Genomic DNA, 11575 nt, shown 5'->3' with positions numbered 1-11575 from the left:
GGGTCGGAAGGCGGCGGCCACGGCGAGCAGCGGCTCGGCACGACCTGCGGGTGGCCCCGGTCGATGCGGGGCAGGGCGTCGGGTGCGGAACGTTTGCTGTCCCGCTGGGGGTCACGGGGCGCGCGTGAGCACGACGCAACACCGACCCGGCCCCGGCTGTAACCGGACATCGGGGCCGTGCGGAGCCAGCGCGTCGGACACCCCGGTGATCAGCGCGTGGTTCATGGTGCAGGCCAGCTCCGTCTGCTCTTGGGCCAGCGCATGGAACGGGCAGTTCGCCAGTTCGACCTCGCCATTGGTGCGGCGGGGTTCGTAACCGTGCCGGCGCAGCACCCGCAACGCCACGTCGAGCGCCGCCGCGGCATCGGTGGGCTTGGCGACGCCGTTGCCGATCGTCTGGCCGTAGTCGTGGGCGACTTGGTTGAGCAGCTCGGTAGCGGGCTCGCCGGTGGTGGTTGACCGGACGATGGCCGCGGCCATCAGCCGTCCGGCCAGCTCGTACTCCCGTTGCGGAAGGCTTACCGCGATATCGCGCGCCGCCCTGCGGTACAGCTTTGCTGTCCGCCCGGCGCCGGGTCCGGACCGGCCGGTCATGCGTGCGTAGTCGGTCTCTAGCAGGCCCTCGGCGGTGAGCCGGTCGAGATGGAATTTGGCCTGGTGGTGCGCTATGCCGAGGGCATCGGCCGCCTGGTCGCGGGTCACCGGACTCGGCTGTGAGCACACATAGTCGTAGAGCTGGTAACGCACCGGGTCGGCTAGTGCTCCGATCCCGGCGGCATTGCGCTCGAGTGCGTCCGTAACCATTCCATTTCTAAGAGACAAAACACTTGACGCTACAGTTTACAGGTTCTAACGTACGAAATATTATCCCATAGAATTGGAGGGGTCATGAGCACCAGACAAGCTACCCAACGCGGTGCCGGAACACCCGCGTTTGCCGACCAGTTGAAGGACCCGGCATATTCGGCCTTCCTGCTGCTTCGAACCGTGTTCACGGTGGCGCCCATCGTGTTCGGGTTGGACAAGTTCTTCAATCTGCTGACCCACCCGCATCACTGGAGCATGTACCTGGCCGGTTGGATCGACAACCTGGTGCCCGGTACCGCCGACCAGTGCATGTACCTGGTGGGCGCGATCGAGATCGCGGCCGGTGTGCTGGTTGCGGTGGTGCCGCGCTTCGGCGCCTGGGTGGTGGCGGCCTGGCTGGGCGGGATCATCCTGGACCTGGTTACCGGTCCGGGGTTCTACGACGTCGCGCTGCGTGACTTCGGTTTGCTGGCCGGCGCTGTGGCCCTGGCCCGGCTGGCCGAGGGCGCGCACCGGGGCACCGTGGGCAGTCGGTAGCCAACCCTGTCACACTCCGCGCAGATAGCGCTTGGCGATGATGCGTTGGGTCATCGAAACGACCGGCCCGCCGAGCTTGCTCCACCAGGTCGCGGGCCGGGAGAACGCCGACACCTCCGCGTATACCGCGGAGGTGTTCGCGTCGTAGCGCACGGCGAACCGTTCTTCCCCGGACTCCGGGTGACCTGGCAGCGTGCCGTAGGCGAACCCGCGGGTGTCGGGTTCGTCGATGACGTACACGACGCGGCAGGGCGCGCGCAGCAGATCCATCATCTTGACCACCACGATCGCCGAAACCACCGCGACGTCGGAACTGGCCGCAACGCCCAGGCCGGCGCCGCGCTGCATGCCCCAGCGCATGACTGCGTCGGCGGCCTGTTCGAAACGCGCACGGCCAGAGCCGATCTGGGCCGACACGCTGAGGTGATCGTAGCCCGGCGGCAGCTGCGCGGTCGCGGTCGCGCCCACTTCGGGATAGGTCAGCTGAAGGTCGGCGAGCGCATCCAGGTCCACGCACCCAGCTTGCCACGCCTGATTGGGGTGCCGGGTTGGCGTGAGGGCGTGTGGGGGCCACCATCCGACTGCGCCGAATGCGTCCGGGTGTTGCGGTGCGCCGTCGAACGGGGCGCGAATTTCATCGACACCGCCGATTCCTAGGGCCCCTACGTGTCCGCGGAGATCATCCGCGAGGCGCTGCATCCTTACGATGGGCTGGTGATTGCCACCAAGGCCGGGTTGCTGTGGACCGGGCCGGGGGTGTGGATCCCTCTGGGTAACCCGAGCTATCTGCGCCAGGAGTGCGAGATGAGCCTGCGGTGTCTGGGCGTCGACACCATTGGCCTGTTCCAGCTGCATCGCATCGACCGCCACGTTCCGCTGGAAGATCAAGTCGGTGAGCTGCTCGCGCCGAAGGACGAAAGCAAGATCCGCCACATCGGGTTGCCGATTCCGGGTACGTCGAGCGTGGCGCATTTGGAGGAGAACGTCGCCGCGGCCGAGATCGAGCTGGGCGACGACGAATTCGAGCTGCTGGCGGCCATCGGAGAGCACAACGCCTGACCAGGGTCATCAGCGGTCTTCGGGGGTCACCGCACGCCGGCTGCCGCGTACCCTGCGCCGGACCAATACCGTCCTAATACGGTGTGGTGGTGGCAGGTGACCAGCAACGACACCCGGGCGGCGGATTCAATCCCCCCGAGCCGACCACCAAGGGCGGGCCCGACTACGGCCGGTTCATCGACGCGGTCCGCAAGCTGCAAGACCATGCCCGGGCCGCCGACGCTCCCGACGACGTGTTCACCGAGGCCGCCGATCTGCTGGAGAAGGTGTCGGCGCTGCTGACGCCATTCGACACCGACGAATGGCACTCGCCGTCGGGCCGGCGGATGGACCTGTTCGTGCGCGGCAACATCCTCACGGTGCCCATGTCGGCGCATAAGACCGACGATGGCCGGATCCAGGGCTGGGCCCGATTCGCCCGGTTTCACCTGGGCCGCAACGGCGCCGTGCACGGCGGGGCACTCGGGTTGCTGTTCGACACGGTCCTGGGTTTGACGGCGTCGGTGCTCACCGGCAGCACCCGGCAACGCACGGCCTACCTCACGATCAACTACCGCAATATCGTGCCCGTTGAGAAAAAGTTGCAGGTCGACGCGGGAGTCGACCGTGTCGACGGGCGCAAGATCTTCGTCTCCGGCCGGTTGACCGACGGCGACACCGTGCTGACCGAGGCCGACGCGTTGTTCGTGCGGCTCAAACCTGGGCAGCCCTAGTTCCCAGCAGGCGCCACAAGCCGGCGGCGTCGGAGTCGATCGCCTCGGTGGTGTTCTCGGTGCCCCGCGAGCCCCACACCGCAGGTCCACAAGCGGCGAGCTTCTCGCGGCTGACCACATCCGGACTGGTGCTCATGTTCCCGGCCCCGCCGTGGGGAACCTCGCATTCCCGACACCAGCTCGCGGCCGTCGCGCAACCGCACCCGCACCCGGGCCGGGAAGGTCATCGTGAACGCGTCGAGTGCCGCCGGCGCCCACGGCTGTTCCGTCGCGGCGCGGCCGGCGGCACCGATCCCGCCCTCTCGCAGGGCGCGCAGCAGCGCCAAGCTGTCGCCGACGCCGACGCGAATACCCTTGTGCCCGTGGCGGGTTCGTCGAACTGCGGCGAGCAGCCGGCGGGTTGAGGTGCCGGCTGTCAGCGCGCGAACCGGTAGCAGCGGTGCCATCGCCTCGGCCGTGCGCAGGGTGAGGGACCAGTCGTGGCGCAACGACACCCGGTCGGCCACATCGGCGAGCTCGCGGTGGTGGGTGGCCAGCCACTCCTCGTTGACCTCGACGGGTGTGAGCCGGCCGGCGACGAGTGTCACCGCCACGGTCCACGGGATCGAGAAGTTGATGGTCACCGGCGTGGGCATCCGGACGGTCGCGTACCCGTGCGACATGGCGTCCATTCCGCCCGTCAGCACGCCCGCCTCGACGACCACGGACGCGACGTCGGCGGCCGGCGGTGGCCCGAGTTCAAGCAGCGCATCGACGGCAGTGTCGACATAGGCGCAGCCCGGGTAGCGCTTGATGCTCATCGTCGGGGTCGCCCATCCGGAGCCGAGCCCACCGAGAAGCGCGGGCAGCGGCGCATAGCAGAACACATCGAAGAAGCCCTGCGGATGGTCCAGGGCATCCAGTGGACCGGTGACGCCGCGGGCGGCCAGTCGGGCGGCCCGCATCCCGGCCAGCGTCGGCTCGGCCGCCGTCAGCAACTTCGAGTCGGGCGCCATGAACCCCGGCACGGTGGCGCGCGCAGCTTGGTAAAGGGCAAGGGCCAGGGCATGCGCCAACCGACCGGTATCGAGCCCGAGCAGGAGTCCAGCGGCGACGGCCGATCCGGCGGCATGCACGAACGACCACAGCTGACCGTTCAGCGGTCCGAGCAGGCAGGCGCCGCCCAACCGGGCCTCGAGTTCGTTAGCCGCAACCTGGGCGGCCAGTTGCTCGGCCGTCGGCGTGCCGGTCTCGGTGGCCAGCAGTACCGGCACCAGTACGGCGGAGTGGCCGGCGTGCGCGAAGCACACATAGTCTGGAAACCGAGCGGGGCAGCCCCGGCATCAAAACCGGGCCAGCTCAGCGACCCAGCCGGCCCAGGTTTCGACGCCCGCGAGCACCCGTTGGGACGCGGCGTCGCCGGTCGAGGCGGCCATGGCCGCGTACATGGATCGACGTTGGGCGCGGCACAGGTCGACCACCGCGCGTCCGGGACGTCGTCACGACGAAGGTCAGCGGCCCATCCCGCCAACCGTTCGATCGTGGTCACCACGGTCGCACGGTAGCCGCGCATCGATTGATGGGTCAATCGAGGTGGCGGATCGGCTTGGGCTGGTAGTCGGGCGCACCGATAGCATGGTCGCGATCGCTTGGATACGCCAAACCCTGGAGAACCGCCCTGATGAGCGCCCCCGCACACCCCGTCCCCGGAGCCGACGGCGGCGACCCGCGGCACCCGATCCGGGTTCCTGCCGGGACCACCGCGGCCGCCGCGGTAGGCGAGGCCGGGTTGCCCAGGCGCGGCGCGCCCGACGCCATCGTGGTGGTGCGTGATGCCGATGGCAAGCTACGCGACTTGAGCTGGGTCCCAGACGTTGACGTCGAAGTCACACCGGTGCCTGCCGATACCGAGGAAGGCCGCAGCGTCATCCGGCACTCGACCGCACATGTCTTGGCCCAAGCCGTCCAAGATCTGTTCCCGCAAGCCAAGCTGGGCATCGGCCCCCCTATCACCGACGGCTTCTACTACGACTTCGATGTGCCCGAGCCGTTCACGCCCGAGGATCTGGCGGCACTGGAAAAGCGGATGCGCCAGATCATCAAGGACGGACAGCTATTCGACCGACGCGTCTACGAATCCAAGGATCAGGCCAGAGCAGAGCTGGCCAATGAGCCCTACAAGCTTGAGCTCGTCGATGACAAGTCCGGAGACCCAGACGTCATGGAGGTCGGCCCCCCAGGTAGTAATGACGAGCTCACTGCTTACGACAACCTCAATCCTCGCACCCGGCAACGTGTTTGGGGCGACCTGTGCCGCGGGCCGCACATCCCGACTACCAAACACATCCCGGCCTTCAAGCTGACCAGGAGTTCGGCGGCCTACTGGCGTGGTGATCAGAAAAATGCCAGCCTGCAACGCATCTACGGCACCGCGTGGGAGTCGCAGGAAGCCCTCGACCGGCACCTCGAGCTCATCGAAGAGGCGCAACGCCGCGACCACCGCAAGCTCGGGGTGGAGCTGGACCTGTTCAGTTTTCCCGACGAAATCGGTTCCGGTCTAGCGGTTTTCCATCCCAAGGGCGGCATCGTGCGACGCGAGCTGGAGGACTATTCGCGACGCAAGCACACCGAGGCCGGCTATGAATTTGTCAACAGCCCGCACATCACCAAGGCCCAACTGTTCCACACCTCGGGGCACCTGGACTGGTATGCCGACGGCATGTTCCCGCCCATGCACATCGACGCCGAGTACAACGCGGACGGCTCGGTGCGCAAACCCGGTCAGGACTACTACCTCAAGCCGATGAACTGCCCGATGCACTGCCTGATTTTCCGGGCGCGGGGGCGGTCATATCGCGAATTGCCGCTGCGGCTCTTCGAATTCGGCACGGTCTATCGCTACGAGAAGTCCGGCGTGGTGCACGGGTTGACTCGGGTGCGCGGCTTGACCATGGACGATGCGCACATCTTCTGCACCCGCGAGCAGATGCGTGACGAGCTGCGTTCGCTGCTGCGGTTCATCCTCGACCTGCTCAGCGACTACGGACTGACCGACTTCTATCTGGAGCTGTCCACCAAGGATCCGGAAAAGTTCGTTGGCTCCGACGAGGTCTGGGAGGAAGCCACCACCGTGTTGGCCGAGGTGGGCGCCGAATCCGGCCTGGAGTTGGTGCCCGATCCCGGCGGCGCGGCGTTCTACGGACCGAAGATCTCGGTGCAGGTCAAGGACGCGCTGGGTCGCACCTGGCAGATGTCGACGATTCAGCTGGACTTCAACTTCCCAGAGCGTTTCGAGCTGGAGTACACCGCCAGGGATGGTGCGCGGGACCGCCCCGTGATGATCCATCGCGCGCTGTTCGGGTCGATCGAGCGGTTCTTTGGCATCCTCACCGAGCACTACGCAGGGGCTTTCCCTGCGTGGCTGGCGCCGGTTCAGGTGGTCGGCATCCCGGTTGCTGACGAGCACATCCACTACTTGGAAGGCGTTGCTGCGCAACTAAAGTCGCACGGCGTACGGGCAGAGGTGGATAGCAGCGACGACCGGATGGCCAAGAAGATCGTCCATCACACCAATCAGAAGGTGCCGTTCATGCTGCTGGCCGGAGACCGCGACGTGCAGGCCGGCGCGGTGAGCTTCCGGTTCGGCGACCGCACGCAGATCAACGGTGTGCCGCGTGATGCGGCGGTGGCGGCCATCGCGGGGTGGATTGCTGATCGCGAAAATTCGGTTCCGACAGCAGAACTGGTGAAAGTGACGTCCGGTGAGTGACGAGGAACGCGGTGATCGAGAGGACAGCACCATTCTGGACCGCGGCGTGGGCCAGCGCGACAACCTGGAGCGGCTGTGGACGCCGTATCGAATGAACTACCTCGCCGAAGCGCCGATGCAGCGTCCCGAGTCCGAGCGCGCACAGCCGTTCAGCGAAATTCCGCGGCTCTCCGACGAAGCAGGGCTGGTGGTCGCCCGCGGCGAACTCGTCTATGCCGTGCTCAATCTTTACCCCTACAACCCCGGCCATCTGATGGTGGTGCCCTATCGGCGGGTATCGGAGCTAGAGGACCTCACCGACCCGGAAAGCGCGGAGTTGATGGCGTTCACCCAGAAGGCGATTCGCGTCATCAAGAATGTGTCGCGGCCGCACGGTTTCAACGTCGGCTTGAACCTGGGTACGTCGGCGGGCGGCTCGCTGGCCGAGCATCTGCATGTGCACGTAGTTCCGCGCTGGGGCGGTGACGCGAACTTCATCACTATCATCGGCGGCTCCAAGGTGATTCCGCAATTGCTGCGCGACACCCGCCGGCTGCTGGCAACTGAATGGGTCAGGCAACCGTGAGTAAGGCGCCGTTTCTGTCCCGGGCAGCCTTTGCGCGGATCACCAATCCGCTCGCTCGGGCACTGCTGCGAATCGGCCTCACACCCGATGCCGTCACCATCATCGGCACCACCGCCGCGGTGGCCGGGGCGCTGGTGCTTTTCCCGCTGGGCAAGCTGTTCGCTGGTGGGTGCGTGGTTTGGTTTTTCGTGCTGTTCGACATGTTGGACGGGGCGATGGCCCGCGAGCGCGGCGGCGGCACCCGGTTCGGCGCGGTGCTGGATGCCGCCTGCGACCGGATCAGCGACGGCGCGATATTTAGCGGTCTGCTGTGGTGGATAGCGTTCGGCATGCGCGACCGACTGCTGGTGGTGGCGACGTTGATCTGCCTGGTCACCTCGCAGGTAATCTCTTACATCAAGGCTCGGGCGGAGGCCAGCGGGCTGCGCGGCGACGGTGGCATCATCGAACGACCGGAACGATTGATCATCGTGCTGGTCGGTGCGGGCGTGTCGGACTTTCCGTTCATCGCCTGGCCACCGGCGTTGCCGGTGGCGATGTGGCTACTGGCCGGCGCCAGTGTGATCACCTGCGGGCAGCGGTTGTACACGGTGTGGAGGTCGCCGGGAGCCACCGATCGCATTGCGGTGCCGGGTAGCGGACCGATTACGGGAAAGAGTGAGCAGTGATTCCGACCCCGTCGGGCCTGAGAGCGATGGGAAACCCTCGCCGCCTCGTTAACGGGCGGGCGACGGACTGGGCATATGCGGCCGGCTGGCGGGTGGTGCGGGCGATGCCGGAGTTCGCCGCGCGCAACGTCTTCGACGCGGGAGCCCATTACGCGGCCCGCCGCGGCGGGCCCGAGCAGCTGCGCAAGAACCTGGCCCGGGTCATCGGCGTGCGTCCCGCCGATGTTCCGGACGCGTTGCTGCGTGCCTCGCTGGAGTCCTATGCCCGGTACTGGCGGGAGGCATTCCGGCTACCCGCCATGAACCATCGCAAGCTGGCCCGCCAGATCAACGACTCGTTCCAGGGCATTGACAATCTGGATGCGGCGCTGGCCGCCGGTCGCGGGGCAGTCGTGGCGTTGCCGCACAGTGGGAACTGGGACCTGGCTGGCATGTGGTTAGTCCAGACCCATGGCGCCTTCACCACTGTGGCCGAGCGACTCAAACCCGAGTCATTGTATCGGCGTTTTATCGCGTACCGGCAGAGCCTCGGCTTCGAAGTGCTTCCGCTGTGCGGTGGCGCCCAAACACCTTTCGAGGTGCTGTGCGAGCGGCTGCGGGCGAATGGGGTGGTGTGCCTGATGGCTGAGCGCGACCTTACCCGCACCGGCGTTCGGGTCGACTTCTTCGGCGAACCTACCCGAATGCCCGCGGGGCCGGCCAAACTCGCGATCGAGACGGGGGCCGCCCTGCTGCCGGCGCACTGCTGGTTTGAGCCCAACGGCTGGGGTTTCCGGGTGTGTCCGGCGCTGGACTGCAGCAGCGGTGACGTGTGCGCCATCACCCAGGCATTGGCAAACCAGTTCGCGCACAACATTGCCGAACACCCAGCGGACTGGCACATGTTGCAGCCGCAGTGGCTGGCGGATCTATCCGAGGCCCGGCGGGCCCAGCTGCGGGACATGTGATGCGCATTGGGATGGTTTGTCCCTACTCGTTCGATGTAGCGGGCGGGGTGCAGTCGCATGTGTTGCAGCTGGCCGAGGTGATGCGGGCCCGCGGGCACCAGGTCAGTGTGCTTGCGCCGGCGTCATCGGATGCCTCGCTACCGGACTATGTGGTCTCCGGTGGCAGGGCAATCCCGATTCCGTACAACGGCTCGATCGCGCGGCTGCGCTTTGGCCCGGCGACTCACCGCAAGGTCAAGAAGTGGCTTTCGGAGGGGCATTTCGACGTACTGCACCTGCACGAGCCCAACGCCCCGAGTTTGTCGATGCTCGCCCTGAACATCGCCGAAGGACCGATCGTGGCAACGTTTCACACCTCGACCACCAAGTCGCTGACGTTGGCCGTCTTCCAGGGCATCTTGCGGCCGATGCACGAAAAGATTGTCGGCCGCATCGCAGTGTCCGATCTGGCCCGGCGCTGGCAGATGGAGGCGCTGGGGTCGGACGCGGTGGAGATCCCCAACGGTGTCGACGTGAATTCCTTCGCCTCGGCATCGCCGCTGGACGGATATCCGCGGCCGGGTAAAACGGTGCTGTTTTTGGGCCGCTATGACGAGCCTCGCAAGGGCATGGCCGTGCTTATGGCCGCGCTGCCCGCCGTGGTCCAGCGCTTTCCGGACCTGCAGCTGCTCATCGTCGGCCGTGGCGATGAGGACCAATTACGTAGTCAGGCAGGCGGTTTCGCTGAGCACATGCGCTTTCTCGGCCAGGTCGACGACGCGGGCAAAGCCTCGGCAATGCGTAGTGCTGACGTCTACTGCGCGCCCAACACCGGCGGCGAGAGTTTCGGCATCGTGCTGGTCGAGGCGATGGCGGCAGGTACCCCGGTGGTGGCCGCCGACCTGGATGCCTTTCGGCGTGTGCTGCAAGACGGTGAGGTGGGGTGTCTGGTCCCGGTGGACGACAGCGCCGCGCTGGCCGATGCGCTGATCGAGGTCTTGGACAACGACGTGTCGCGGGAGCGGTATATCGGCGCGGGCAGCGAAGCGGTCCGTCGTTACGACTGGTCGGTGGTGGCCAGCCAGATCATGCGGGTATACGAGACAGTCGCCGGCTCGGGCGTCAAGGTGCAGGTGGCCAGCTGATGACGTGGCTGCTGGTCACCGTCATCGTGCTGCTGTTCGCCGTGCTGGTTGCGCTCGGCGCCTGGGGTTATCAGCGGGCCAACCGGCTGGACCGGCTGCACGTCCGCTACGACCTTTCCTGGCAGGTACTCGATGGCGCGCTGGCGCGCCGAGCGGTGGTGGCGCGTGCGGTCGCCATCGAAGCCTACGGCGATGTCCCCGAAGGTGCGCACTTGGCGGAACTGGCCGACCGCGCCGAACGTGCATCGCGGCACGACCGCGAAGCCGCCGAAAACGAGCTCTCGGCCGCGCTGGCGATGGTTGATCCGGCGTCGCTGCCCACGGCGCTGGTGGCCGAGCTAGCCGACGCCGAAGCCCGGGTGGTGCTGGCCCGCAGATTCCACAACGACGCCGTGCGCGACACCTTGGTGCTGCGCGAGCGGCGTATGGTGCGCGCTTTCCGGCTCGGCGGAAAAGCGCCGCTGCCAACCTATTTCGAGATCGCAGAACGTCCCCACGCGCAAGCGCACAGCAACCACGGTGACCTTAACCGGCGCACGTCGGCGCGGGTGGTGCTGATCGACGAGAGCGGCGCTGCGCTGTTGCTCTGCGGCTCGGACCCGGCGTGTCAAGACGGGGCCGCGAGTCGATGGTGGTTCACCGTCGGCGGGGAAGTGCGACAAGGGGAGAAGTTAGCCCAGGCCGCTGCACGCGAACTCGCCGAGGAGACCGGTCTGTTAGTCAAGCCGGCCGAGCTGGTCGGACCGATCTGGCAACGTAACTCCGTTTTCGAGTTCAACGGGTCCCTGCTCGACAGTGAAGAGTTCTACCTGGTGTACCGCACGCGGCGATTCGAACCGAGACTGGACGGAAGGACCGAGCTGGAACGCCGCTACATTCACGGTGCCCGCTGGTGCAGCGCCGAAGATATCGCGGAGCTGGTGGCCGCCGGCGAGCAAGTGTATCCGTTGCAGCTTGCCGAGCTGCTGCCGGAGGCCAACCGTCGGGCGGATGCGCCGGGTGCGGACCAGGTTGCTGTGCCGCAATCCATCCGTTGACCGGTCGCTGTAGCGGCTCAGGGCTGCAGCCGTTCCATCCGGCCGTTGGTGATGCGAATCCGGTTGTGCAGCCGGTTCTCGCGTCCCTGCCAAAATTCGACGATCTCCGGAGCGATCCGGTAGCCGCCCCAGCCCGGTGGCACCGGAATAACGTCCTGGTCGGCGAATCGGCGCGTCACCTCAGCCAGCTGGCTATCGAGCTGGGCGCGCGAGCTGATGGGACGCGACTGCTGGGACGCCCACGCGCCCAGCTGCGCGCCGCGCGGGCGCACCGACCAATACGCCAGCGTCTGCTCGGCGCTGACCTTCCTGACCCCGCCGCGCACATGCGCCTGGCGTCCCAGCTCATACCAGGGAAAGGTTGCCGACG

At 66.8% G+C, this 11575-nt stretch carries 12 protein-coding genes and 1 pseudogene; 9 read left to right on the top strand and 4 right to left on the bottom strand.

Features of this window, described 5'->3' with window-relative positions:
- Positions 1-111: 111 nt before the first annotated feature.
- Positions 112-804, bottom strand: a complete 693-nt coding sequence (locus tag F0Q45_RS20495) for a helix-turn-helix transcriptional regulator (RefSeq protein ID WP_149655691.1) — start codon at positions 802-804, stop codon at positions 112-114.
- A gap of 84 nt (positions 805-888) precedes the next feature.
- Between F0Q45_RS20495 and F0Q45_RS20490 the strand changes: the two genes are divergently transcribed.
- Positions 889-1344: a DoxX family membrane protein gene (locus tag F0Q45_RS20490; RefSeq protein WP_149655690.1), complete on the top strand. Its 456-nt coding sequence runs from the start codon at positions 889-891 to the stop codon at positions 1342-1344.
- A gap of 9 nt (positions 1345-1353) precedes the next feature.
- Here the strand turns inward: F0Q45_RS20490 and F0Q45_RS20485 are convergent, their stop codons facing one another.
- Positions 1354-1857: a DUF1990 domain-containing protein gene (locus F0Q45_RS20485; RefSeq protein WP_149655689.1), complete on the bottom strand. Its 504-nt coding sequence runs from the start codon at positions 1855-1857 to the stop codon at positions 1354-1356.
- Between F0Q45_RS20485 and F0Q45_RS20480 the strand changes: the two are divergent.
- Both F0Q45_RS20480 and F0Q45_RS20475 read left to right on the top strand, forming a co-directional pair.
- Positions 1846-2403, top strand: a pseudogene (locus tag F0Q45_RS20480) (aldo/keto reductase). The gene F0Q45_RS20485 and the pseudogene F0Q45_RS20480 sit on opposite strands and share 12 nt — an antisense overlap.
- An 89-nt stretch (positions 2404-2492) precedes the next feature.
- Positions 2493-3116 (top strand): PaaI family thioesterase, encoded by a 624-nt coding sequence (locus F0Q45_RS20475; RefSeq protein WP_149655688.1) that lies wholly within the window; start codon positions 2493-2495, stop codon positions 3114-3116.
- On the opposite strand, the gene F0Q45_RS20470 is transcribed toward F0Q45_RS20475, so the two are convergent.
- The gene (locus F0Q45_RS20470; protein WP_149655687.1) at positions 3113-4405 is read right to left on the bottom strand and encodes an MmgE/PrpD family protein; all 1293 of its coding nucleotides are present in this window, start codon (positions 4403-4405) and stop codon (positions 3113-3115) included. The genes F0Q45_RS20475 and F0Q45_RS20470 overlap by 4 nt on opposite strands.
- 371 nt (positions 4406-4776) lie before the next feature.
- Here F0Q45_RS20470 and thrS point away from each other — a divergent pair, with 371 nt between their 5' ends.
- From thrS to F0Q45_RS20440, 6 genes are read left to right on the top strand one after another with little or no spacing between them, the layout of a single operon-like run.
- Entirely contained in the window at positions 4777-6864 is a 2088-nt protein-coding gene (gene thrS / locus F0Q45_RS20465) for a threonine--tRNA ligase (RefSeq protein ID WP_149655686.1), read from the top strand.
- Positions 6857-7429, top strand: a complete 573-nt coding sequence (locus F0Q45_RS20460; RefSeq protein WP_149655685.1) for an HIT family protein — start codon at positions 6857-6859, stop codon at positions 7427-7429. Before thrS ends, F0Q45_RS20460 begins: the two co-directional genes overlap by 8 nt.
- Positions 7426-8097 carry a phosphatidylinositol phosphate synthase gene (gene pgsA, locus F0Q45_RS20455; RefSeq protein WP_149655684.1) on the top strand — a complete coding sequence of 224 codons (672 nt, stop codon included), beginning with the start codon at positions 7426-7428 and terminating at the stop codon, positions 8095-8097. The genes F0Q45_RS20460 and pgsA overlap by 4 nt, the downstream gene beginning before the upstream one ends.
- A gap of 26 nt (positions 8098-8123) precedes the next feature.
- Positions 8124-9044 (top strand): phosphatidylinositol mannoside acyltransferase, encoded by a 921-nt coding sequence (locus F0Q45_RS20450; RefSeq protein ID WP_149655692.1) that lies wholly within the window; start codon positions 8124-8126, stop codon positions 9042-9044.
- Positions 9044-10168 carry a glycosyltransferase family 4 protein gene (locus F0Q45_RS20445; protein WP_149655683.1) on the top strand — a complete coding sequence of 375 codons (1125 nt, stop codon included), beginning with the start codon at positions 9044-9046 and terminating at the stop codon, positions 10166-10168. The genes F0Q45_RS20450 and F0Q45_RS20445 overlap by 1 nt, the downstream gene beginning before the upstream one ends.
- Positions 10168-11205: an NUDIX hydrolase gene (locus tag F0Q45_RS20440; protein WP_149655682.1), complete on the top strand. Its 1038-nt coding sequence runs from the start codon at positions 10168-10170 to the stop codon at positions 11203-11205. The genes F0Q45_RS20445 and F0Q45_RS20440 overlap by 1 nt, the downstream gene beginning before the upstream one ends.
- Before the next feature lie 17 nt (positions 11206-11222).
- Here F0Q45_RS20440 and F0Q45_RS20435 read toward each other — a convergent pair.
- On the bottom strand, positions 11223-11575 hold a 353-nt coding region (locus tag F0Q45_RS20435), incomplete at its 5' end, for a pyridoxal 5'-phosphate synthase (RefSeq protein WP_149655681.1).

Origin of the sequence: Mycobacterium simiae (assembly GCF_008370645.1) — a bacterium.
GTDB classification, from domain to species: domain Bacteria; phylum Actinomycetota; class Actinomycetes; order Mycobacteriales; family Mycobacteriaceae; genus Mycobacterium; species Mycobacterium simiae_A.
This window is presented reverse-complemented; position numbering and strand designations above follow the sequence as displayed.

Coding starts and splice junctions, on each gene's coding strand:
- F0Q45_RS20495 (WP_149655691.1), bottom strand. CDS start 804: ATGGTTACGGACGCACTCGAGCGCAATGCCGCCGGGATCGGAGCACTA.
- F0Q45_RS20490 (WP_149655690.1), top strand. CDS start 889: ATGAGCACCAGACAAGCTACCCAACGCGGTGCCGGAACACCCGCGTTT.
- thrS (WP_149655686.1), top strand. CDS start 4,777: ATGAGCGCCCCCGCACACCCCGTCCCCGGAGCCGACGGCGGCGACCCG.
- F0Q45_RS20450 (WP_149655692.1), top strand. CDS start 8,124: ATGGGAAACCCTCGCCGCCTCGTTAACGGGCGGGCGACGGACTGGGCA.
- F0Q45_RS20445 (WP_149655683.1), top strand. CDS start 9,044: ATGCGCATTGGGATGGTTTGTCCCTACTCGTTCGATGTAGCGGGCGGG.
- F0Q45_RS20440 (WP_149655682.1), top strand. CDS start 10,168: ATGACGTGGCTGCTGGTCACCGTCATCGTGCTGCTGTTCGCCGTGCTG.